General features: G+C 54.1%; 19 protein-coding genes and 5 tRNA genes. 18 read left to right on the top strand and 6 right to left on the bottom strand.

Annotation, left to right across the window (positions count from 1 at the left end):
* Window positions 1-167: 167 nt before the first annotated feature.
* The 10 genes from ACT3RP_RS06405 to ACT3RP_RS06360 all read left to right on the top strand — a co-directional run bounded on the left by ACT3RP_RS06405 (window position 168) and on the right by ACT3RP_RS06360 (window position 9,902).
* Window positions 168-1,961 (top strand): tetratricopeptide repeat protein, encoded by a 1,794-nt coding sequence (locus ACT3RP_RS06405; protein WP_096278831.1) that lies wholly within the window; start codon window positions 168-170, stop codon window positions 1,959-1,961.
* 128 nt (window positions 1,962-2,089) lie between these two features.
* Entirely contained in the window at window positions 2,090-2,737 is a 648-nt protein-coding gene (gene lolB / locus ACT3RP_RS06400; protein WP_483393470.1) for a lipoprotein insertase outer membrane protein LolB, read from the top strand.
* A 24-nt stretch (window positions 2,738-2,761) separates the two neighbouring features.
* Window positions 2,762-3,634, top strand: coding sequence for a 4-(cytidine 5'-diphospho)-2-C-methyl-D-erythritol kinase (gene ispE / locus ACT3RP_RS06395; RefSeq protein ID WP_441685177.1), 873 nt, complete (start codon window positions 2,762-2,764; stop codon window positions 3,632-3,634).
* 30 nt (window positions 3,635-3,664) lie between these two features.
* A tRNA-Gln gene (locus ACT3RP_RS06390) sits at window positions 3,665-3,739 on the top strand.
* Between the two features lie 58 nt (window positions 3,740-3,797).
* Complete coding sequence (locus ACT3RP_RS06385; RefSeq protein ID WP_176483380.1) at window positions 3,798-4,739, top strand: ribose-phosphate pyrophosphokinase; 942 nt, start codon at window positions 3,798-3,800, stop codon at window positions 4,737-4,739.
* A gap of 96 nt (window positions 4,740-4,835) precedes the next feature.
* The gene (locus tag ACT3RP_RS06380) at window positions 4,836-5,480 is read left to right on the top strand and encodes a 50S ribosomal protein L25/general stress protein Ctc (protein WP_096278824.1); all 645 of its coding nucleotides are present in this window, start codon (window positions 4,836-4,838) and stop codon (window positions 5,478-5,480) included.
* A 184-nt stretch (window positions 5,481-5,664) separates the two neighbouring features.
* The gene (gene pth / locus ACT3RP_RS06375) at window positions 5,665-6,252 is read left to right on the top strand and encodes an aminoacyl-tRNA hydrolase (RefSeq protein WP_441685174.1); all 588 of its coding nucleotides are present in this window, start codon (window positions 5,665-5,667) and stop codon (window positions 6,250-6,252) included.
* Between the two features lie 114 nt (window positions 6,253-6,366).
* Window positions 6,367-7,458: a redox-regulated ATPase YchF gene (gene ychF / locus ACT3RP_RS06370; protein WP_096278819.1), complete on the top strand. Its 1,092-nt coding sequence runs from the start codon at window positions 6,367-6,369 to the stop codon at window positions 7,456-7,458.
* 140 nt (window positions 7,459-7,598) lie between these two features.
* Window positions 7,599-9,722, top strand: a complete 2,124-nt coding sequence (locus tag ACT3RP_RS06365) for a cation:proton antiporter (RefSeq protein ID WP_096278817.1) — start codon at window positions 7,599-7,601, stop codon at window positions 9,720-9,722.
* A 103-nt stretch (window positions 9,723-9,825) separates the two neighbouring features.
* Window positions 9,826-9,902: transfer RNA gene (locus ACT3RP_RS06360), tRNA-Met, on the top strand.
* A 100-nt stretch (window positions 9,903-10,002) separates the two neighbouring features.
* Here the strand turns inward: ACT3RP_RS06360 and ACT3RP_RS06355 are convergent.
* Window positions 10,003-11,322 (bottom strand): M18 family aminopeptidase, encoded by a 1,320-nt coding sequence (locus ACT3RP_RS06355; protein WP_483393469.1) that lies wholly within the window; start codon window positions 11,320-11,322, stop codon window positions 10,003-10,005.
* Window positions 11,323-11,460: 138 nt separating this feature from the next.
* Between ACT3RP_RS06355 and ACT3RP_RS06350 the strand changes: the two genes are divergently transcribed.
* A complete protein-coding gene (locus ACT3RP_RS06350) occupies window positions 11,461-13,587 on the top strand; it encodes a carboxy terminal-processing peptidase (protein ID WP_483393468.1) in 2,127 nt (708 codons plus the stop codon).
* 247 nt (window positions 13,588-13,834) lie between these two features.
* Here the strand turns inward: ACT3RP_RS06350 and ACT3RP_RS06345 are convergent.
* The 3 genes from ACT3RP_RS06345 to ACT3RP_RS06335 all read right to left on the bottom strand — a co-directional run bounded on the left by ACT3RP_RS06345 (window position 13,835) and on the right by ACT3RP_RS06335 (window position 14,202).
* Window positions 13,835-13,910, bottom strand: a tRNA-Asn gene (locus ACT3RP_RS06345).
* 58 nt (window positions 13,911-13,968) lie between these two features.
* Window positions 13,969-14,044 (bottom strand) — tRNA-Asn (locus tag ACT3RP_RS06340).
* 82 nt (window positions 14,045-14,126) lie between these two features.
* Window positions 14,127-14,202: transfer RNA gene (locus tag ACT3RP_RS06335), tRNA-Asn, on the bottom strand.
* A gap of 198 nt (window positions 14,203-14,400) precedes the next feature.
* Here ACT3RP_RS06335 and miaB point away from each other — a divergent pair.
* From miaB to lnt, 5 genes are all read left to right on the top strand, one after another.
* Window positions 14,401-15,744, top strand: a complete 1,344-nt coding sequence (gene miaB / locus ACT3RP_RS06330; RefSeq protein ID WP_096278811.1) for a tRNA (N6-isopentenyl adenosine(37)-C2)-methylthiotransferase MiaB — start codon at window positions 14,401-14,403, stop codon at window positions 15,742-15,744.
* A 98-nt stretch (window positions 15,745-15,842) separates the two neighbouring features.
* Window positions 15,843-16,922 (top strand): PhoH family protein, encoded by a 1,080-nt coding sequence (locus tag ACT3RP_RS06325; protein WP_096278809.1) that lies wholly within the window; start codon window positions 15,843-15,845, stop codon window positions 16,920-16,922.
* A complete protein-coding gene (gene ybeY / locus ACT3RP_RS06320) occupies window positions 16,904-17,434 on the top strand; it encodes an rRNA maturation RNase YbeY (protein WP_483393467.1) in 531 nt (176 codons plus the stop codon). Before ACT3RP_RS06325 ends, ybeY begins: the two co-directional genes overlap by 19 nt.
* 143 nt (window positions 17,435-17,577) lie before the next feature.
* On the top strand, window positions 17,578-18,477 hold the full coding sequence (locus ACT3RP_RS06315) for a CorC family transporter (RefSeq protein ID WP_096278805.1): 900 nt from the start codon (window positions 17,578-17,580) through the stop codon (window positions 18,475-18,477).
* Window positions 18,478-18,540: 63 nt separating this feature from the next.
* Window positions 18,541-20,022, top strand: coding sequence for an apolipoprotein N-acyltransferase (gene lnt / locus ACT3RP_RS06310; protein ID WP_483393466.1), 1,482 nt, complete (start codon window positions 18,541-18,543; stop codon window positions 20,020-20,022).
* A 105-nt stretch (window positions 20,023-20,127) separates the two neighbouring features.
* On the opposite strand, the gene ACT3RP_RS06305 is transcribed toward lnt, so the two are convergent.
* The gene (locus tag ACT3RP_RS06305; RefSeq protein WP_444625259.1) at window positions 20,128-21,201 is read right to left on the bottom strand and encodes an NAD(P)-dependent alcohol dehydrogenase; all 1,074 of its coding nucleotides are present in this window, start codon (window positions 21,199-21,201) and stop codon (window positions 20,128-20,130) included.
* A gap of 219 nt (window positions 21,202-21,420) precedes the next feature.
* On the opposite strand from ACT3RP_RS06305, the gene ACT3RP_RS06300 reads away from it, so the two are divergent.
* Window positions 21,421-22,314, top strand: a complete 894-nt coding sequence (locus ACT3RP_RS06300; RefSeq protein WP_441684691.1) for an AraC family transcriptional regulator — start codon at window positions 21,421-21,423, stop codon at window positions 22,312-22,314.
* Between the two features lie 33 nt (window positions 22,315-22,347).
* Here ACT3RP_RS06300 and ACT3RP_RS06295 read toward each other — a convergent pair whose 3' ends face one another.
* Window positions 22,348-22,773: a VOC family protein gene (locus tag ACT3RP_RS06295; RefSeq protein ID WP_096278797.1), complete on the bottom strand. Its 426-nt coding sequence runs from the start codon at window positions 22,771-22,773 to the stop codon at window positions 22,348-22,350.
* Between the two features lie 132 nt (window positions 22,774-22,905).
* Between ACT3RP_RS06295 and ACT3RP_RS06290 the strand changes: the two genes are divergently transcribed.
* Complete coding sequence (locus tag ACT3RP_RS06290; protein ID WP_096278795.1) at window positions 22,906-23,793, top strand: LysR family transcriptional regulator; 888 nt, start codon at window positions 22,906-22,908, stop codon at window positions 23,791-23,793.
* Window positions 23,794-23,837: the final 44 nt, after the last annotated feature.

Raw genomic sequence — 23,837 nt, 5'->3', positions numbered from 1 at the left:
GTCTTAGCTATGGTCTAAGTGAGGCACATTCAGTATGCATAAAGATGGCTAATCACTTTTTCAAGGAGGAACATTCTATCACAGCAGGCTATCATCTGGCTCACACCACTTTGCCGCAGGCAGGCAAGCCGCTATGCTGAGCATTCGGCCACTTAATTGAGAGACGCATGCGACTTCGCTCTACATTACTGGGCACCACATCGATGGGCTCTATTTTAAGGGGTTCGACCCTATTATCCATGACCGCTGCTGCGCTGCTGCTAAGCGCCTGCCAATCGGCACCCAGCTCGCAGGATGGACCGCTAGGCCCATGGACAGACGATCCAATGCGCACCGCGCCGCCGATCACCCGCGGGCTCGATGCGGCAGGGCTCAGTGCACTGCTAGGGGCAGAGCTTGCTGGCCAGCGAGGCGACTACCGCTACGCCAGCCAAGGTTATCTGGATGCCGCGCAGCGCTACCAAGAGCCTGCGCTCGCTGAGCGGGCGACGTTCGCCGCACGCTTTGGCAATGAAACCTCTTTAATAGAAGCCTCGGCACTGCGCTGGCGCGAGCTGGCGCCTCAAGCAGAAACACCTAATCGCCTACTGGCGGCTTTTTCACTGCAGCGCGGTGATTGGCTCGACAGCCTAGCCCAGCGTCTTTCAATTGCTGAAGCAGGCGGCCACGGCGATTTAACCGCCTTTGCAGAGATTGCCGTCGCTGAAAATGCGCCATTAACGTTAATCGCCCAGCAGTTGCGCGACCACTTAGCCCAACCCAATGCCGCGCAATTAGAGCATCACAGCGATGTAGTGCTGGCGACCGCATTGATTGAAGCGGCGCTTGGCGACACCGCCAGCGCTCAGCAGCGGCTTGACCAAGTAGAAGCACTCGAACCTGAGTCCGCCGCGCTATGGCTCGCGAAAGCGCGGCTAGCCTTTGAGACAGGTAATCTTAAAGCGGCTCAGCAAGCTGCCGAGCAGGGCCTTAGCTTGGCCCCTGACGATGTCCGCTTTATTTTGCTATTAGCGCAGGCGGAAATTCGGCTTAGCAATATCAGCGCTGCCGAAGTTCAAACGGATGCGCTGCTAGAAAGCCATGGCGGCAATCAAGAGCTGCGTTTAGCCCTCGCCCAGCTTTATTTTGAAGAGGGCCACCCCGCCCCCGCCCAACGTTTACTCCAGCCGCTGATCGGCCAACCCGACGTACCCAACTTAGCGTATTACCTGCTGGGCGCCATCACCCAGGCGCAGGGCGATATCGACAACGCCCTGTTGTATTACCGTCAAGTCAGCGAGGGCGATGAATTTATGCCCGCGCGTGCGACAGCGGCCCAAATGCTACTTGAAGAAGACCGCCTGCTTGATGCCCGCGCCTTTCTACGCATTGAACGAATGCGCTCGGAGCGTTATTTCACTGAGCTGGCAATGCTCGAAGTGCAGCTGCTGGATGAAGCGAATCAGCGAGAAGATGCTGCAGCGCTGCTAGATCGAGAAATAACACGCACGCCTGACGACGAAGCGCTACTTTATATGCGAGCAATGCGCCGCTGGGGAACGGGCGACATTGCCGGCATGGAAAGCGACTTACGCCAAGTGCTGGTCACTGACCCAAACAATGCCGAAGCGCTTAATGCACTGGGCTACACCCTGATTGAGTTAAATCTGCCTGACCGCCTGGAAGAGGCCTTTGAGTTTATTGAACGAGCCTATGAGGCAGAGCCCAGCAATCCTGCCGTACTCGACAGCATGGGCTGGGCCTACTACCGCCTTGGCAATTTAGAAGAAGCATTATCTTGGTTAGAAAGCGCCTACGCGCAACTGCCGGATCAAGAGGTCGGGGCGCATTTAGCAGAAGTACTCCAGGCGCTAGGGCGTGATGAAGAAGCGCGCCGAGTTCTCCAGCAAGTCATGCAGCGAACCGATCGGCATCCGCTAATTGACGAGCTACTGCAGCGTCACCCGGAGCTAACGCCTTAACAAAAATCATCAATGGCACGTTAAAATCAACGTGCTGACTGAGAAGGGTATTGATCAATAATGGTACCCTACTCCTTACACTAAAAAATTCATCTTGCACTTACCCTTATTTAACATGGAGCCTGTTTATGCTGACAATGACGTCCCTTTCATCCCGCCTTCCGCTTTTTCTTCCTTCTTCACGCCTCTGGCTGACGGGCATGGCGCTGCTGTTACTCGCTGGCTGTGCATCCCAAGGCCCCATCGATGAAAGCGGCCGCCAATCCGGCCAGTGGGAGCGCCAACAGGCCGACGTTGAAGCGTTTGATACTTGGACACTGGTAGGCAAGGCTGGCCTGCGCACACCGGAAGAAAACATAAGCGCCAACCTTGACTGGAACCAGCACCCCCACTATTTCCGCATGCTGATCAGCGGCCCTTTTGGCGGCGGACGCAACGTGCTTGAAGGCCGTGAAGGACGTTTTTCACTCTCCAACAGCGACGGACGTTTTGAAGCTGAAACGCCCGAAGCGCTCATGGAGGAACAGCTTGGCTGGGCACTACCGGTCAGCGCCATGCCCGACTGGGTGCGCGGCCTACCCGGTGAACATGGCAGTTATCAAATCGAAACCGACGAACTGGGCTTTCCCAGCCATTTGACTCAAGACGGCTGGGAAATCGATTACCGGGACTGGGAAAGAGTCGATGAACTATGGCTGCCCCGCCGGCTAGTCATGCACTATGACGACGTTCGCATCACCCTAGTGGTGAATCAATGGCAAGCCAGCGGCGAGTAATTAAGCGCATGCAAAAGAGCCTAAATGATCGCATCACTAACGCTACCAGCACCGGCAAAGCTTAATCGAATGCTGCATATTGTGGGCCGTCGTGAAGACGGCTATCACAGCTTGCAAACGCTATTCCAGATTATTGACCTCTGCGACCATATTACCTTTACGCCTCGGCATGATGGTGAAATCCACCTCACCAGTGAGGTTAGCGGCGTTGATCACGATGACAACTTGATCGTGCGCGCCGCGCGACTACTGCAGCAATATAGCGGCTCGCATCTGGGTATTACTCTAGACGTTGAAAAACGCCTGCCGATGGGCGGTGGGCTGGGCGGCGGCAGCTCCAACGCAGCGACTGTTTTGGTGGGGCTCAATCATATTTGGCAATTAGGCTTGTCTCTTAACGCGTTAGCCGAGCTCGGACTGCAGCTGGGAGCCGACGTACCGGTTTTTGTGCATGGGCACACCGCTTGGGCAGAAGGCGTTGGTGAACAACTTACTCCGGTCACGCTTGATGCTCCGTGGTTCGTGATTATTCATCCGGGCATTAGCGTCTCTACTCCCAGCGTCTTCCAAGACCCGCAATTGACACGTGACAGCCGCCCCATTACTATGGCGCGCGCACTGCAGGGGGGAGCACCGGAGTGGCGCAACGACTGTGAAGCCGTCGTAAAGAAGCGTTATCCGCCGATTGCGGAAGCGCTCGACTGGCTCGGACAGTATGCGCCTAGTCGCCTAACCGGCACGGGTGCCTGTTTGTTTGCTGCGTTTCAGACGCAACAGGCCGCACAGGCAATCGCTCATTTGTCAGCTAAACGCTGGCCTACGTGGGTAGCGCACGGACTCAACACCTCCCCCCTACATGATGACTTGGGCTATTTCACAAAAGCTCTGGGCAGCTGAAAGCGCTCTGTCATCGCAATCGTTTATTGTTGGGGTATCGCCAAGTGATAAGGCATCGGTTTTTGGTGCTGGCATTCCCAGGTTCGAATCCTGGTACCCCAGCCAACCTAGGGTTGGTCAGCGTTTTATCCCCCGATCCCCAATACTGCAAAGGTGGCTGCGCGTGTCAAAATTGATGGTTTTCACTGGGAACGCCAATCCCGAGCTCGCTCAAAAAATTGCCGAGAGCTTGGACAGCCGGATGGGTAACGCCACGGTGGGTCAATTTAGCGACGGCGAAATCGCAGTCGAGATCAATGAAAATGTACGTGGCAAGGACGTTTTCATTCTGCAGTCTACCTGTGCACCAACAAACGATAATTTAATGGAGCTGATTCTGATGGTCGATGCTCTTCGTCGCGCCTCAGCAGCCCGCATCACTGCGGTACTCCCCTACTTTGGCTATGCACGCCAGGACCGTCGCGTACGCTCCGCTCGCGTGCCTATTTCTGCCAAAGTCGTTGCCGACATGATGGTTAAAGCAGGCGTTGACCGCGTGATGACCATGGACCTGCACGCTGACCAGATCCAAGGCTTCTTCGACGTACCGGTCGACAACGTGTATGGCTCACCCATCCTACTGGATGACATAGAGCGTCAGAATTACAGTGACTTAGTCGTTGTTTCTCCAGACGTAGGTGGCGTTGTTCGCGCTCGCGCCATCGCCAAACAGCTAAATGCCGATCTTGCCATTATTGATAAGCGTCGCCCTCAGGCTAACCAAGCCCAGGTGATGCATATCATTGGTGAGATTGAAGGCCGCACCTGCGTCGTCGTCGACGATATGATCGACACCGCAGGCACGCTATGCAAAGCCGGTGAAGCGCTTAAAGCGCATGGCGCCAAACGCGTTGTGGCTTATGCAACTCATCCAATTTTGTCTGGCCCTGCGGTCGACAACATTACCAACTCCGTACTGGATGAAGTGGTGGTGACCGACACTATCCCGCTTTCTGACATTGCACGTCGTAGCGGAAAAATTCGCCAGTTGAGCGTTGCCGGCCTGATCGCAGAAGCGATTCGTCGCGTCAGCAACGAAGAATCCGTCAGCGCGATGTTCCACTAATCGTCTGACGATATAGCCCCCTTTTGGGGCCACGGAAACGCTGTCATCTGGTCGCGGTCGGCAGCGCCTTCCTTACTTAAACTAAGAGGCAATTCCATGTCTGATTTCATCCTAAAAGCTAGCGTTCGTAACGACCTGGGGAAAGGTGCGAGCCGCCGCCTGCGTCGTGCGAACCAGCAAGTGCCAGCCGTTGTATACGGTGGCGAGAAAGGCGCGCAGTCTATCTCTGTAGAAAAAACAGCCTTCTACAAAGCGATCGAAGACGAGACTTTCTTCTCTTCAGTGATCAAGCTAATGATCGACGGCAAAGAAGAGCAGGTTGTTGTTCGTGATCTGCAGCGCCACCCTTTCAAGCCGTTGTTGACCCACGCTGACTTCCTGCGCGTTGATGCTACTCACGAAATCACCATGAACGTGCCGCTGCACGTCACGGGCGAAGAGAAATGTGTCGGTATCAAAGATCAAGGTGGCGAACTCCACGTACTGTCCAACGACATTGCGATCAGCTGCTTGCCGAAAGATCTGCCTGACTTCATCGAAGTCGACATCGCAGCGGTTGAGCTGGGTACGACGCTACACTTGTCAGACCTCACCATGCCGGCCGGCGTCACTTCTGTTGACCTGTCTCACGGTGAAGAGCACGACAATGCCGTACTAAGCATCTCTAAAGTAAAAGAGCGTGCTGAAGAAGAAGACGAAGCCGGTGAAAGCGAAGGCGAAGCAGGTTCCAGCGCCGAGTAAGTACCCTGTTAAGCACTCTATTGGGGCCATGCCTGCATGGCCCTCATGATGCTGACATGATGTTAAAATCAAGCGCCTCGGCGCTTGATTTTTTTTGCGGCAAGCCACCACTGGTAGCCGCCCTTCGGGCCGCCGCTTACGCGACGCCGAAAATTTCTTCTGGAAATTTTTTGGAGGTGGGAAGATGAGCCAGGTAAAGGCCATTATTGGGCTAGGCAACCCAGGTGCTGAATATGAAGCCACGCGACATAACGCCGGCTTCTGGCTAGTCGATGCCATTGCGCAAAGTGCCCACGGTGAACTGCGCCCGGAAAAAAAGTTTTTCGGCCACTATGCAAAAGTACGGATGGGCGAGCATGAGCTACATCTACTCAATCCCGCTACCTTTATGAATCGCAGTGGCGCCGCCGTGGCAGCACTGTGTCAGTTTTTTAAGCTTACGCCTGAAAATTTACTGGTCGCTCATGATGAGCTCGACCTGCCTCCCGGCCAGGCACGCTATAAAACCGGTGGTGGGCACGGCGGACATAACGGGCTGCGCGACATTATCAGCGCATTAGGTGATCAGAAGCAGTTTCATCGCGTACGGATTGGCATTGGCCATCCCGGTGAAGCACGCCAGGTGACCAATTATGTTCTAGGGCGCCCCGGCAAGGCCGAACAAGAAGCCATTGTTCGCGCCACGGATGAGTGCATCGCCACCCTGCCATTAGCACTATCAGGCGACTGGGCAAAAGCCATGAATAAGTTACATAGCCTTAAGCCAGAGTAAGCTTTCGAAAGGCCATCGTTAAGTCGGTGGCTGACGGCTAGCGCATCTCGTAGAATAGCGATTACTTTCACGCCTCACCGCCTTATTTACACAAACACTTTTCAGGAACATTTTATGGGTTTCAACTGCGGCATCGTCGGTCTGCCCAACGTCGGCAAGTCCACACTGTTTAATGCACTGACAAAGTCAGGCATCGATGCAGAGAACTTCCCCTTCTGCACCATTGAGCCGAACGTGGGTATCGTTCCGATGCCGGATCCGCGTCTCGACAAGCTTGCTGAGATCGTCAAGCCGCAAAAAGTACTGCCGACCACGATGGAGTTTGTCGACATTGCCGGCCTGGTTGCGGGCGCCTCCAAGGGCGAAGGTTTAGGCAATAAATTCCTGGCCAATATTCGTGAAACCCAAGCCATCGCTCATGTTGTGCGTTGCTTCGATAATGACAACGTCATTCACGTAGCCAACCACGTCGACCCACGCGCCGATATTGAAACGATTAACCTCGAGCTCGCCCTTGCCGATCTCGATACCGTTGAAAAAGCCAGCCAGCGCCTCGTTCGCTCGGTGAAAGGCGGCGACAAAGATGCAATTGCTACCAAGGCAATCCTAGACCGCATTCAGCCGCACGTAGCGGAAGGGTTTCCTTTGCGCAGCTTTGGCTTGAGCGAAGAAGAACAGCGTCAGGTGAAGAGCTTTGGCTTCTTAACGCTGAAACCCACCATGTACATCGCTAACGTCAACGAAGACGGCTTCGAGAACAATCCCTATTTGGACATTGTTAATGAAATCGCCGCTGAGGAAGGCGCACTCGTGGTACCCGTGTGCAATCAGCTGGAAGCTGAAATCGCCGAGCTGGACGATGAAGAACGCTCTATGTTCTTAAGCGAAATGGGCATGGAAGAGCCGGGACTGGATCGCGTCATTCGTGCAGGCTACTCATTATTGGGCCTTCAAACCTACTTCACCGCCGGCGTAAAAGAAGTCCGCGCATGGACGGTTAAAGAAGGCGCCACCGCCCCTGAGGCCGCCGGCGTGATTCACACCGACTTCCAAAAAGGCTTTATCCGCGCCGAAGTTGTCGCGTACGACGACTTTGTTTCGCTAAACGGCGAGCAGGGCGCCAAAGATGCCGGTAAATGGCGCCTGGAAGGCAAAGAGTACATTGTTAAAGATGGCGACGTAGTTCACTTCCGCTTCAACGTCTAATTGTCACGACGCCGCAGGCCCTAGGCGCATCAATGCGCTCAGGGCCGTGCGGCACGCCTGATAAACGATGTGCTTAAGAAAGCATCGCCTCAAGCCATCGATACTTGCCCCAGACTTTATCTGGCTGGAACGTATTATCCATGGAAATACTGTTCAATTTACTGATCCTGGGTAGCTTACTACTCTCCATTATTGCGTTTGTGCAGTGGTTCTCTGCGCGCACGGCCTTTCCTGAAGCGACATTATTGGCGCTAGTGGGCATGACGCTCGGCTTCTCATACGCCACCCTGTCAACACTGTGGCCAGAGATCCATCAGTTCGACCCGCTATTGACCGCATCACTACCTGCCGAAATCTACCTGTGGATATTCCTGCCTCCCTTGCTTTTTCAAGCGGCACTGAGTGTTGATGTCCGCGAAATGATGCCGGATGCGGCACCTATTTTGCTGCTGGCAGTGGTCGCTGTTTTTATTGCCACTGGTATGGTCGGCGTCTCGGTGTGGCTATTGAGCGGCGTGGCACTCTCGACCGGCCTGTTGCTGGGAGCGGTCATTGCGACGACCGACCCATCGGCAGTGATTGCGATTTTTCGCAGCGTGGGTGCCCCGGCACGACTGATACGCTTAGTTGAAGGAGAAAGCCTACTTAATGATGCTGCCGCCATTGCTATCGTTGGCGTGCTGGTGGCATCGCTCACCGGCAATGCCGCCGCTGCGACGTGGCAAGCAGGCGCCTGGGCCCTCGCGGCCGACTTCGGTGGAGGCCTACTGTTTGGCGCCGCGGCCGGAAGAATTGGCGCTGCTGTACTGGCATTTTTTGGCAATGATGGCAAAGCACAAACGGCGCTAACGCTTTCGTTGCCCTACCCCGTCTACCTTATTGGCGAAAGCATTGGGGTATCGGGCGTTGTGGCGGTGGTGGCCACGGGGCTAGTGCTCAGCGGGCTAGGGCGAACGCGCACTTCACCCGCCAACTGGGCGTATCTACAGCTACTTTGGGCGCAAATTGCCTCGCTCGCTGGTGCCACCGTGTTCCTGCTAGCCGCACTGCAGGTGCCGAAAATGCTGGAGGGCATTACGCTTGCATGGCTACCAATGCTCGCCGTCGTTATCGTTGCGACCCTACTGGCCCGCCTAGTGGCTTTATTCGGCTTTTTGCCACTGCTCAGTCGGCTCAAGCTTTCTGCCCCTATCAGCGCCAGCTACAAGCTAGCCATTACTTGGGGGGGATTGCGCGGTGCGGTGACGCTCGTGCTGGCCCTGGGCATAGCGGAGCAAACGGCACTCCCCGAACAGATCCGCCACTTCGTGGCTATTTTGGCTACCGGCTTCGTGCTATTCAGCCTATTAGTTAACGGCGCCAGCCTGCGCGGCGTTATTCGCTGCCTAAAGCTCAATAAGTTAAGCCACCACGACAGCGCTCTTCAGCAGCAAGCGATTCGTCTATCGACCACGGATGTCGAAAATGCTGTCAAGCGCACCGCGCACAATCTTCATATTGCTCCGTCAATCACTGAGGAAGTCATTGCGCGCTATCACCGCGACATGGCCATTGAAACGGCACCGCTCGATCTTGATCAAGCCCTTCCAGAGCGTGACCGAATGACCATCGCCCTGGTCACGCTGGCAATTCGAGAACGCGACCTTATTCCTCGCTATGGCAGCGGCGTCACCAGCATTCACAACCTGGATGCCATGATGCATAACAGTGGCAGAACTATTGATGCCGTCCGCTCAGACGGCCGTATTGGATACAACCGAGAAGCACGTAAAATTCTGGCCACCAGCCTCTGGCTAAAACCAAGCATCTGGCTCAACCGCCACCTACGCATACGCTGGCCGCTGTCGTGGCTGCTGACCAACCGTTTTGAGCTGCTGATTTGCCGTCGTGCCGCGCTTGAGGAGCTGCGCCACTACAATACGCAGCGGCTAACGCCACTCTTCGGTGAGCGCATGTGCGCCTTGCTCGATGAGATACTCGACGTCCGGATTACCGCGGTTGACCAGGCGATCCAGCAAACAGAAGCACAGTTTGGCCCCCATGCGTATCGTCTCGAACAGCGCATGCTACGACTTTTTGCGCTCCGCCGAAGTACTGAGAGCATGGAAGAAATGGTACAAGACCGGCTAATTTCTCAGCAGGTCTTCGACGATGTTCAACGTGGCTTACATCGCGCTTGGCGCAATGCCCTTGATCGCCCGCATATTTCACACACTGCTGAAACGCCAGAAAAACACTCGAGCAGTGAGCCAAAACAAGAGTGAGTAAAAAGCACTATCGACCACGCTGGACAGGTTGCCGATATGATTCTTGGCACGAAGCAGTTGACGAGCGAAATATCTCTGGTATCATTCGCCCCCGTTGAAAGGCTACGTAGCTCAGCTGGTTAGAGCACATCACTCATAATGATGGGGTCCCCTGTTCAAATCAGGGCGTAGCCACCAAACCGCATTTAAGCAGTACAAAAAAGCCCGCTGATCACATCAGCGGGCTTTTTGCTTTGCTATTATCTGCTTAGGTTCTTACCTGCTTCGGCTACCTGCGTCAGCTCAAGACCGCTCGATTTAGAAATAGCGTCAGCGCGCGAGTCAAGTGCTCAACGTCGTGAGTACCTGCCGTTTCCCGGATGGAGTGCATTGCCCATTGAGGGATGCCAACGTCAATGGTGGGAACACCTAACTCTGTGGCGGTGATTGGCCCAATCGTGCTACCACAGCCCATATCCGCTCGCGTTACAAACGACTGTACCGGCACGCTCGCCTCGCGGCACACATCTCTAAACAACGCCCCTGTCACGCTATTGGTGGCGTAGCGCTGGCTGGCATTCACCTTGATCACCGGGCCTCCGTTAATCGCAGGGCCGTGCCGCTCGTCATGCTTATCGCGGAAGTTAGGATGCAGTGCGTGGGCGTTATCACACGAAATCATGTAAGACGACTGAATCAACTGGATCAGCGATTCCTCACTGCCTTTGTCACCCTCACGGCCACCCACTTGAGCATTAATGCGCTTGAGCACGTCTGCTAAAAATGGGCCTTGGGCGCCGCAGGCGCTAGCGCTACCAACTTCTTCGTGATCATTGGCGACCAATAGCGTGCCCTGAGCGCCATCGCAGGCCAACAGTGCTTCCAAACCAATAAAACAAGAAAGCAGGTTATCTAAGCGTGCGCTTGCCACCAGCTGTTGCTTTACGCCGACCAAAGACGGCGGCTGTACATCGTAAAAACTTAGTTCAAAATCAACGATCTCAATATCATTTAAGCCATGCTGCTCGCTTACCCATTGCGCCAACAGCTCGCTGAGTGTGGCCGTCTCACTCTGCATCAGCACGGGCGCCATCTGCGTTTGAGCATTCAGCGCGCGGCCGCTGTTCACATCGCGATCAAGGTGGATCGCTAGGCTCGGCACCATAGCAACCGGCTGATCAACGTTAAGCAGCACGCTTTCTAAGCGCCCATCGGCATGACGTACATGCACCCTGCCCGCTAATCCCAAATCCCGGTCAAACCATGGTGCTAACAACACGCCGCCGTACACCTGCACGCCCAGCTGTAGCCAGCCAGCAGACCGCTGTGTCGCGTTAGGTTTTAAGTGCAGCCCAGGGCTATCGGTATGTGCGCCGATCATGCGCAGGCTGGTTAATTCAGACACTGGCAGCTGAAAAGCAATAATCGCCGAGTCATTGCGGGTGACGTAATAGCGCTCGCCCGGCGTCAACTGCCAATTTGCCTTCTCTTCCAGCCGCTGAAACCCAGCTTGCTCCAAGCGTGCCGCCATATTGCCTGCGGCATGCCATGGAGTCGGCGATCGGCGCAGAAAATCGCATAGACGCGTTAAACGATCAGCGTTGAAAGTCTCGGACATGGAAATCCTCATAACAGTAATGATTGAGTCTCATCGTGCAAACGACCTGCTACAATATCCCTCGGCCCTACGCAACTCATGGGTCATACGCGAGTCTAGGGAAGAATGAGTGTACACAAATCCGGGAGAGCTTGACTGATGAGCTTGTTTGCAACGCTTTCGCGTTCGGTCGCCCTAGCTGTCATGCTGGTTATTACCAGCCCAGCAGCATTAGCGCAACTTGAGCCGACCGACGAACAACGCCAGGCGGCTGTGGAAATCGCGGACTCACTCCGCTATGGCCACTATGCTGATATTAACTTTGATGAAGCGTGGTCAGAAGACGTCTTCCAGCGCTATTTAGACATTCTAGATAATCAGCGAGCTTACCTGTTACGTAGTGATATTGAGCCCTACCGTCACTTAGAATCCGACATGGCAGACGCTATTTTCAACGGCGACTTGGACGAGGCTTTCGCGTTATACGATGCATTCAGTGAGCGGCAGCGTTCGCGCTTGGAGTCACTGCTTGCACAGCTTGATGAAGGGCTAGACTTTAATTTTGAGAGCAATGAGCGTCTAGAGATTGATCGTGAAGACGCTCCGTGGGCTACGCGTCAAAGCGAGCTGGACGACCTGTGGCGCAAACGCCTCAAAAATGATGCCCTCACGCTTGCACTAACCGATCAGGATAACGAGCAGATTGAAAGCAACCTGCGTCAACGCTACGAAGGTCAGCTCACTCGCATAGACCAGACTGAACCCGAAGACGTTTTCGGCGTACTCATGGCGGCAGTCACTGGCAGCATTGAGCCGCACACTGGCTATCTTTCTCCTCGTCAAAGCGAGTCATTTGATATTCAGATGAGTCTTTCACTGGAAGGTATCGGCGCGCTGCTTCAATCTGACGGTGAATACGTCAAAGTCGCAAGCCTGGTGCCCGGCGGTCCCGCAGAACGCGCAGGCATCTTGGAGCCAGCAGATCGCATCATTGCTGTTGGCCAAGAAGACGGTGAGATGGTCAACGTCGTCGGTATGCGCCTGGACAACGTCGTTGATCTCATTCGCGGCCCTAAAGGCTCTGTCGTTCGCCTGGATGTAGTGCCGGCTCAGGCAGTTGATATGACGCGCTCACAAACCGTTGAAATTACTCGCGACACCGTTAGCCTTGAAGATCAAGCCGCTCACGGCGAAGTGATTGAGGTCGAACGCGACGGTGAGCCCCATCGCCTTGGGGTGATCAACGTACCTACCTTTTACGTTGATTTTGACGCATTCCAAGCTGGTGAAGAAGAATATCGCAGCACTACGCGTGACGTAGCGCGAGAAATCGATCGCCTCAAAGAAGAAGGCATAGAAGGCATTGTGCTGGATCTTCGCAACAACGGCGGCGGTGCACTGCAAGAGGCTAATTCGCTGATCGGCCTGTTTATCGATCGCGGCCCAACGGTGCAAGTACGTGATGCTCAAGGCCGTATTCAGCTGTATGGCGATACTGAAGCCGGCACTCACTACGACGGCCCGCTAGGCGTTCTCGTCAACCGTCTCTCTGCTTCAGCGTCTGAAATCTTTGCTGGCGCCATACAGGACTATGGCCGCGGCCTGATTCTGGGTACATCAACGTTTGGTAAAGGGACGGTGCAAACGCTTAATGATCTAAGCCACGGGCAAATTAAGCTAACGCGCGCCAAGTTCTATCGCATTTCTGGCGACAGCACGCAAAATCGCGGCGTTGAACCGGACATTATTTTTCCGAGTTTGATTGATCCCGAGCGGATTGGCGAAAGCAGCCTAGATAACGCGCTAGAGTGGGATACCGTACAAAACGTGCAGTATCGTCGCTATGGTGAGCCAGAAAACGTGCTGGACAAACTCATTGCCCAGCACGACACCCGGGCGCAGAACAATCCGAATTTCCGCTACCTGGAGCGCCAGTCAACGCTGGCCCGCCAACTACGCGAGCAGCACACCAGCGTGAGCTTAAATCGCGAGCAGCGTAAGCGCGAAATGGAAGCGCAAGAAGCCGAGCAACTCTCTCTGGAAAACCAGCGCCGTCGTGCACTGGGTCTTGATGAGCTAGACGAGTGGATGGATGCTCGCAGCGAAGGCGTAGACGGCGCAGAAAGCGCAGAAGATGCGACAGAGGACTCAGATGCTGAGACTGAGAGCGAAGGCGAAGAAGACGAAAAAACGTCCGTCGATCGCGCTCATGTGCTTGAATCTGCAGAAATCTTACTTGACTACGCCAAGCTCCAAGACAACCGCAGATTAGCCGCTAAACGCTAATTCATCAGGGCTAACGAACGTCGGCACCGTCAACGGGCCGGCGTTTTTTAATGGCTAAATTGACGACATCAAAACATTATTTAAAGCACTCAATCGTCACATACCCGTTTGCTAAACAGCATAAAACACCCTGGAGCCATTCGGCAGCGGGCTAAGATATAGCGATGCAGTTAATGAGGGGTAAGAATACAGTACAGCGGAAAGGTTGCTAGCTTACCAAGACGTAAATGATGCGAGGCGTACTAGATGGCTCCTCGAACAGGACTCGAACCTGTGACCCAATGATTAACAGTCATTTGCTCTACCAACTGAGCTATCGAGGAATCTTGCGCTATCTTTAACGGTAAGCCGTCAGTGATAGTTAAATAAGGCAGTACAACTTGGCTCCTCGAACAGGACTCGAACCTGTGACCCAATGATTAACAGTCATTTGCTCTACCAACTGAGCTATCGAGGAACATAATAAGTTGTCGTGTTTAACACAGCGTTTTCAAAAATTTTGCCAAGTACTTTTTTGCCAAATACTTTACGCAAAACATTGGCTCCTCGAACAGGACTCGAACCTGTGACCCAATGATTAACAGTCATTTGCTCTACCAACTGAGCTATCGAGGAACTGCTCAAACACGGTGCGTAGTATACCCATAGAAATGTGATGGTCAAGTATCGATTATTGAGGAACGCTAGCCGCTGCTTTCTTGTATCCGTATAATGCCACTATTAAAGATTGCGGCTTGGTGATGACAAACATGGGCCGCACGATCACTTTCCATTCATCCTCGTCCCCCGACGACTCATAGATGACAGGTACCGATGGCGAAGAAGCTCTTCATCAAAACGCACGGCTGCCAAATGAACGAGTATGATTCCTCCCGTATGGCGGATCTACTCGGTGAATCTCACCAGCTCGAACTCACGGACAATGAGCGCGAGGCGGATGTTATTCTGTTGAACACCTGCTCAATTCGCGAAAAAGCGCAGGAAAAGGTTTTCCATCAGTTGGGACGCTGGAAAAAGCTCAAAGATGCGAATCCCGACCTGGTGATTGGCGTTGGCGGCTGCGTGGCAAGCCAGGAAGGCGAAGCGATTCGCAAACGTGCGCCGCATGTAGACATGGTATTTGGGCCGCAAACGCTGCACCGCGTACCCTCAATGCTGGATGCTCGTAGCAATAATCAAATTGCCGCAGTCGACGTTACCTTTCCAGAAATCGAAAAATTCGATCACCTGCCTAAGCCAAGCTCTGATGGCGCCTCGGCGTTTGTATCGATTATGGAAGGTTGCTCAAAGTACTGCACTTTCTGCGTCGTGCCCTACACGCGTGGCGAGGAGGTTTCTCGTCCCTTTGAAGCGGTAATGGATGAAGTCATACACCTGTCCGATCAAGGCGTGCGCGAAATCAATATGCTGGGGCAGAACGTTAACGCCTACCGCGGTGAAAATCAGCTGGGCGATGAGATCGACCTAGCCGAGTTAATTGCCTGCGTGGCGGCGGTAGACGGCATTGACCGCGTGCGCTTCACGACCTCACATCCGGTTGAATTCACTGAAAGCCTCATCGATGCTTTCGCGGATATCCCTGAACTTGTGAGCCACCTGCACCTACCGGTTCAGTCCGGCTCTGACCGTATTCTCACGGCTATGAAGCGTGGCCATACGGCGGCGGAATACATTGATAAGATGGAGCGTATCCGCGCCAACCGCCCGGATATTAGCTTCTCCTCTGACTTCATTATTGGCTTTCCCGGCGAAACCGAAGAAGATTTCGAAGCCACGATGAATCTAATTCATCAAATCGGCTTCGATCACTCGTTTAGCTTTGTTTATTCGGCACGCCCAGGCACGCCCGCCTCAGGCCTACCCGATGAAACACCCGAGAGTGTTAAAAAGCAGCGCCTGGCCATCTTGCAAGAACGGATCCTCCAGCAAACGGCGCAGATCAGCCGCCGCATGATGGGAACCACCCAGCGTGTACTGGTGAATGGTTTTTCGCCGCGTGACCCCGGCCAGCTTTCGGGACGCACCGAGAATAACCGCGTGGTTAACTTCCGGGCAGCCAACCCTACCGAGCTAATCGGCTACTTTGTTGATGTTGAAATCACTGAAGCCTTCCCCAACTCGCTACGCGGTGAGCTAGCGTCGCCCGAGCGCTATTGAGCGTTTGCTTAGCACAATCGTTAACACAGGTAATTGCCCCGATCCCGGTCGGGGCAGTAAGCTGAACACCACACACACTAACGAGGGGTTCCCCACTCTTGAGCCAGCCAACACCTCAGGCCAATCGCATTCTCACCTTAAGCCTTGAACCCAATGATCCGCAGCGCCTTGCTAGCCTTTGCGGCCAGCAGGACGAGCATTTGAAGTTGATTGAAAGCCGCCTGGACGTGACGCTGCGCAACCGGGGCAATGTGTTTCAGCTGGCCGGCGCTGCCAACCGTATTAAGGCCGCGGCCAACGTGCTGGAACATCTTTATCGCGAAACAGCAGCCAATGATCTTGACGCGGATACCGTGCATCTTTTCCTTCAGGAATCAGGGCTTGAAGCACTGGAAGACGAAGAGGAAAGCACCGGCAGTAGCGATGAAGTGATCATGCGCACACCGCGCACTATGATCAAACCTCGCGGGCTTAATCAGCAGCGCTACGTTAGCAGTATCCGTGAGCACGACATTAATTTTGGCGTCGGCCCCGCGGGTACGGGTAAAACATATTTAGCGGTAGCCGCGGCGGTCGAAGCACTCAACCAGCAAGAAGTCCGACGCATATTGCTGGTACGCCCAGCGGTTGAAGCTGGTGAAAAACTAGGGTTTCTACCGGGCGATCTGGCTCAAAAAATCGACCCTTACCTGCGCCCGCTTTACGATGCCCTCTACGAAATGATCGGCTTTGAGCAGGTCGCAAAGCTGATTGAGCGCCAGGTGATTGAGATTGCACCGCTGGCCTATATGCGCGGCCGCACGCTCAATAACTCCTATATTATTTTGGATGAGAGCCAGAACACCACGCCGGAACAGATGAAAATGTTCCTAACCCGGATTGGCTTTGGCTCCACGGCGGTGATAACGGGCGACGTTACCCAGGTCGATCTGCCCAAAGGCCAGCGCTCCGGTCTGATCCAAGTACTCGACGTGTTAAAAGACACCCAGGGTATCGGCGTTACTCACTTTGCTGCCAAAGATGTTGTACGCCACCCGCTGGTTCAACGCATTATCGAAGCCTACGATATGTTTGAGTCCCAGCAGGAAGTCGAAGAGCGCGCTCGCCAAGAAGCACGCCAGCAAGAACGCGATGCGCGTATACATGCCCGAGAAGATTCATGGGACCGCTCACGATGAGCGAAGGCGCACTAAGCGAGATAGTGATTGATCGCCAGGCGGCTATCGACGAACCGCTGCTTCCTTCGCTGATACAGCTCACCCAATGGGTGGGCTGCGTTTTTGCGCACCACCCTGATGATCAGCGACGTGAGCTGACTATTCGCTTTGTGGATGAATTCGAAGGCCAGACGCTTAACCGTGACTATCGCGGTAAAGACAAAACCACTAACGTACTGTCGTTTCCCTTTGAAAGCCCACCAGGCATTGAGCTGCCCCTACTAGGCGACCTAGTGATTTGTCACGCGGTCGTAGCGCAGGAAGCCAGCGAGCAAGGCAAACTTTTGGAGCATCATTACGCGCACATGGTTGTGCATGGCACCCTGCACCTGATGGGCTATGACCATATTGATGACCAGGAAGCGGAGGAGATGGAGCAGTTCGAGCGTGAGCTACTAGCTGAGCTGAATATTCCCGACCCCTATGCGACGGATACCGGTGCTGGCGATAACGATAGTCGCTCGGAGCGTTAGCAAGCGGCTGCCCTAATTATTGGAGTGTCCAATCACCCTGCAATGAATCTGGTACTATCCTTGCTCAGCTGATACAACAGCTTCATTGATAAATTAGCCACCTGACATTGCAACTGTCTGTCCGCAAACAAGAGATTTGACGCATGAGCGAAGACCGATCGAGCACCCCTAGTCAAAAATCCTGGCTCGAGAAACTCTTTGGCGCCCTTTCCGGAGACAATGACGAACCCAGCTCACGAGATGAGCTGATGACGTTTTTACGCCATACCGCAGGCAAATTAAAGCTTGATCAAGACGCCATCATGATCATTGAAGGCGCGCTTGATATTAGCGATCAGCAGGTACGTGAAGTGCTGATCCCGCGCTCGCAGGTGTCGGCAATAGCCCTAGATCAAGCAAGCGACGGCTATTTGCCGTTAATCCAAGAAACCGGACATTCACGCTACCCGGTGATCGGCGAAAATTTGGATGACATCAAGGGCATACTGCTAGTTAAAGACTTACTGCCGCTGCTTTCGCAGACGCAGGCCCAGCGCGACGCTTTCAAGTTAGACGACATCTTGCGCCCTGCCATGTTTATTCCAGAATCAAAGCGTCTTAACAGCTTGCTGAAAGAGTTTCGGGATACGCATAACCATATGGCGGTGGTCGTAGACGAATACGGCGGCACTGCTGGCATCATTACGATCGAAGATATTCTTGAGCAGATCGTCGGCGATATCGAAGATGAGCACGATACCGATGAAGAAGACGATATTCGCGAGATTGAAAATGACCATTTCGCCATTCGCGCACTGACCCCCATCGAAGACTTCAACGAGCGCTTTGGTACTGAATTCTCCGATGACGAATTTGATACCGTCGGCGGCCTGGTCATGCAACAGTTCGGCCATCTGCCCCGGCGCGGCGAACATACCATCCTCGGTGGCTGGCGGTTTGTCATTCTCAACGCCGATACTCGGCGTATACGCCTGCTTGAGGCGTATCGTGATCACCGTCGTGATGAAGATGAAGACGACGATCAAGAAGACAAGCAGGCCTAATCCACGCCATTTCATTGTCTCTCTATCCACTCCCTCAAATTTTACCGACGATAGGTCATCGCTATGGGCTTACCCCCCGCGTTTTTGTTACAGCTGCTTGCCGCGCTGGTGGCAGGCGGCTTCACTACGCTAACCGCCTCCCCTTTCGAACTATGGTGGCTAGGGCCTGTTGCGATTGCACTGCTATACGCTGGGCTGCACACGCTAACGCCTGCTCAAGCGGCCCTTAAAGGTTGGCTATATGGCGTTGCACTGTTCGCCAGCGGTACGTCGTGGGTATACGTATCAATTCATGACTACGGTTATACCGGGGTTCCACTGGCAGTATTTCTGACTGCTCTGTTTGTTACCGTTCTGGCGCTATTTTTTGCCGGCACTTTTTGGCTCTACCGACGATTTACATCCGCTCGCCTCGCGTTTATTAGCTTTGCTGGGGCCTGGGTACTGGGCGAGATACTGCGCACCTATCTGTTTACTGGCTTTCCTTGGCTACTGCTGGGCTCTGGCTACGTTGACTCGCCGCTAGCCTCCTGGGCGCCCGTTGGCGGGGTCTATTTACTGTCTCTGTTGGTTGCACTCAGCGGCGCACTCGCAGCGGAGCTACTGCTGCGCCGTCAGTGGTGGACGCTTGCCCCACTCGCCACCATTTGGTTAATTCCTTTAGCACTTCCCACGCTGTGGACCACGCAAGCCAGCGAGCCAACGCGGGTAGCATTGCTGCAAGGCAATCTACCCCAGCTTGTAAAGTGGACCTCAGAAGGCCAGCGCGTAGCGGCTAATACCTATAGCCAGCTGACCCGCGACGTTGCCGATGATGTTGACCTAATCATCTGGCCAGAAACGGCCCTGCCGATGACGGAAACTCAGGCTCGACCTGTATTGGAACGAGTGCAAGCGAACCTACCGCCCAACGTTGCCCTGCTGACCGGCGTCGTGCAACGCGATGAGCAGGAACGCTACTTCAATGGTGTGATTGGCGTTGGCAATGTCGAAGGCCGCTATCAGAAAGAGCATTTAGTGCCTTTCGGTGAGTACTTGCCGCTGGAAAGCTTATTGCGCGGGGCGATTAACTTTTTTGACCTGCCCATGTCATCCTTTACCAAAGGAGCGACGGAACAAGCGCCCATGCAGGCAGCGGGAACCTATATTGGTAACGCAATCTGCTACGAAATCATTTACCCAGGGCTAGTAGCCCGTCGCGCGCAAAGTAGCGACGTCATCGTAACCGTCTCCAACGACACCTGGTTTGGCGCCTCTATCGGCCCTAATCAGCACCTGCAGATGGCACGGCTACGCGCGCTAGAAAATGGCCGCTACGTGCTTCGCGCGACCAGCAACGGCATTACGGCGATTATCGATCCCACTGGCCATATCGTTGAACGCGCTCCGCAGTTTCAGACAGCCACACTCAAGGGCGAGTTCTACGCTATGGAAGGCTTAACGCCGTTTACGCGTACCGGAAGCTGGCCTGCTTGGCTGCTGGCCGGCGTGATGCTCTTAGCGGGTGTATTTGCAGCACGAAACGCGCGCCGAGCAGCACGCTGATAAGAAACGCACCGAATAAGGCTGACTAAAAAAATGCCCCGAGTCCTCTCAAGGACTCGGGGCATGTCGTTTACGCCTGTCCTTAGCGAGCAGGTGGAAAGTGATTTAAGCCGGGCTGTTTTTCAGCGTCGCCATGTCGATCACAAAACGATAGCGTACATCGCCTTTTTCCATGCGCTCGAAGCCTTCATTAATCTTATGGATATCGAGCATTTCGATATCACAGGTAATGCCTTGCTCGGCGCAAAGTTCTAGCAGCTCTTCAGTTTCAGCGATACCGCCAATCAAAGAACCCGCCACAACGCGACGTTTAAAGACCAGGTTGAACGCTTCAATAGCAGGCTCAATCGGCTCAAGTAAACCAACGATAATGTGCGTGCCGTCATACTTCAGCGACGTTAAGTAAGGGTTTAGATCGTGCTGAACCGGGATGGTGTCGAGCATAAAGTCGAAGCTTTCAGCCACGGCATCCATCTGCGCCTGATCGCTAGAAACCACAACATGGTCCGCACCGTTGCGCTTCGCTTCTTCAACCTTGGCATCGGAGCGCGTAAACACCGTCACTTCAGCACCCAGCGCTTTCGCCAGTTTAACGCCCATATGACCTAAGCCACCCATGCCAATCACGCCAACTTTATGGCCTTTTCCTACGCCATGGTGCTTCAGCGGAGAATAGGTAGTGATGCCCGCGCATAGAATCGGTGCCGCAGACGCCAAATCAATGCCATCAGGCATTTGCAGTACAAAGTGCTCACTTACCACGATAGCGTCGGAGTAGCCGCCCTGAGTCATGGTGCCGTCTTGGCGATCTTCACCGCCGTACGTCATGGTAAAGCCTTCCAGGCAGTACTGCTCTACGCCATCTTTACAGGCTGAACAGGTACGGCATGAATCTACCATGCAGCCTACGCCGACTAGATCGCCGGCTTTGAAGCGCACAACGCTGTCGCCAACGGACGTTACACGGCCGACAATTTCGTGGCCGGGAACAACGGGGTACTGACTCATGCCCCAATCGTTACGCGCAGAGTGCAGGTCGCTGTGGCAAACGCCGCAGTAAAGAATCTCAATCGACACATCGTCTGAGCGTGGCTGGCGACGTTCAAAAGTGAAAGGTGCTAGCGGCTTGTCGGCAGCAAACGCCGCATAGGAAAGTACTTGGGGTAGCGCTTGGCTCATCGGTGGATTCCTCATCGTCAAAACTTGTCCTTCAAGAACGGGCCTTCAAGACAGGGTCTTCAAAGTCGGCCATTATTATTGGCCTAATCAGAGAGGATAGCGATAAACAAAGCTACGCCATTTTTGCCTATTCCTATGCATGCGCGTAATTAAATAACAAAAACAACGCCGAAATCGTTATTATTATACAAAATCCACCATAAAGAGAGAGAAGTAATCATGCCCTCTACCGCCAAGGCAGGCAATGCGCTGGCTGATGTTATCCAGCCCCTCGTTGAGGGCGATGGCATGGCCGCAACACCTCTTCCTGGCGTGTCGTTACTCTGCCTCAGCCGCCATCAAGTGCGCACGCCACTGCTTTATGAGCCAAGCTTAATCATCATTGCGCAGGGACGTAAAACGGGCTATCTGGGCGATCGAGAAATCCATTACGATCCTGGTCATTACTTAGTGCAAACACTGCCGCTGCCGTTTGAATGTGAAACCTACGGCTCACCGGAATCTCCCTTGCTGGGCATATCCGTTCGACTTGATCCTGCACTATTAAGCGAGATGGTGACTGCCATGGGCGATATTGGTCATCATTCCCAGGCGCCGCTGCCAATGGCGTCTGTCGCCATGACGGAGGGCATGCAAAATGCCGTTCTTCGCTTAGCTCGCTCGTTACCAATACAGGTAGAGCGCAGCACGATGGGCAAAGCCCGCATTCGCGATGTAGTGTTTGAAGCACTGAAGGGCGAGCAAGGACCCGCACTGAGGGCGTTGGTATTAGGGCACGGCCATTACTCACGCATCGTGCAGGTGCTCTCGAAGCTGCATGCTAATGTTGCCGGTGAGTTTAGCGTGGAGCAGCTGGCCCAACAGGCCAATATGAGCGCATCGACGTTTCACCAGCACTTCAAGCAGATGACGCGCTCGTCACCCGCTCAGTACTTAAAAAGACTTCGCTTGATCAAAGCGCAGCAACTGCTCGTGCAGGATAATCATAATGTGAATCAAGCCGCTGCGGCCGTTGGATACCGCAGCGTTTCTCAGTTTAGCCGTGATTATAAGCGCTACTTTGGCGAACCGCCCTTGCAGCATCGCCGCCAAGAGCAGGCCTTACGGGCGTAAAACTGAACAGAGTGTTGATATACCGCTCGGAGCTTACTTCGCGAACACTTGGCTCATATCTTTGAATGCTTTGAACTCAAGCGCATTGCCGCACGGGTCGAGCAGGAACATGGTGGCCTGTTCGCCTACTTCACCCTTAAAGCGCACGTAAGGCTCGATTACAAACTGTGTATCGCGTGCTTTTAAACGCTCAGCCAGCGTTTCCCACTCGCTCCACGTTAAGATCACACCAAAGTGCGGCACTGGCACGTTGTGGCCATCAACGGGATTGGTATGCGCGCTCTCTTGGCCCGCCGTTTTGGGCTGCTCATGAATGACCAGCTGGTGGCCAAAGAAATTAAAGTCGACCCACTGCTCGCTGGAGCGCCCTTCTTCCAAGCCAAACACGTCATTATAAAAGGCTCTTGCAAGCGCTACGTCGTACACGGGAATTGCCAGGTGAAAAGGTGAAAGGCTCATGAGCATCTCCTAAATTTTTACGTTAGGTAAAATGGCTAGCGTCTTGCAAGGCCACGGTGTCATTATCCTAAGACGTGATATGCAAAAATAAAATCAATTGTTTTTTAACCAACCCACAAAAAGTATTTATGAATGATTCGTGAGCTCAAAACGTTGATTGCCGTTGCCCAGGAAGGCACCTTCGCAGCGGCAGGTAATAAAATAGGCCTGACGCAAGCCGCGATCAGCGCTCAGATGAAACGCTTGGAAAGCGCCCTTGGCGTGGCTTTATTCGAACGCAAAGGCCGCGTGGCGATACTGACTCAACGCGGCCAAGAAACGTTGCAGCAGGCCCACACGCTGCTTGCGCTTTATGGCACCTTAGGGGTTTCGCCCTCCGGTCAAGAGCTGAACACTCGCGTGAACATTGGCGCTATTGCCTCTATTCAGCGTACGTTTTTACCCGACATTTTGGCGAACTTTCATCGCCGATTTCCTGAATGCTGCACTCGGGTAGTCCCCGGTCTTTCCATGGCGTTAATGAACCAGGTCGATGCCGGTGAGCTAGATATGGCGGTGATCATTCGCCCGCCATTTTCGCTGCATAGCGATTTACGCTGGACGCCGCTTGCCCATGAGCCTTTTCGTTTAATAGTCCCGCGCCGACTACCGATTGAGCCTTGGCAACAGATGCTGGCTACTCACCCTTTTGTGCGCTATGACCGCGCATCTTTTGGCGGCCGCCAGGTGGACCGCTTTTTAAGAGATAACCACTGCCATGTCCGCGAGGTATGCGAGGTTGATGAGTTAGATGCCATTGTGCAATTAGTGGCCAATGGGGTGGGCGTGGCGCTGGCCCCGCAGTCGGGAGCACTTAAACGCTGGCCTAAAGAAGTACGGGCTATTGATTTAGCCGAGCGGACGTTTCACCGCGACATTGGGCTCATCCACCGGGCTAGCGGGCATTTAAGTCCGCCCGCGGCTGCGCTCGCCGACTTAATTAACGATACCGCTCACATCATCGAGCAGCCCTCTCTCTAGCGCTGAAGCCTGACGTAAACAGCGCTTTAACAGTGATTGGCTAA

This window comes from Halomonas sp. AOP5-B2-8 (assembly GCF_052376475.1).
Lineage (GTDB): Bacteria > Pseudomonadota > Gammaproteobacteria > Pseudomonadales > Halomonadaceae > Vreelandella > Vreelandella casei.
Note: the sequence above shows the minus strand (reverse complement) of the source record. Positions and strands in the feature narration are given on the sequence as shown.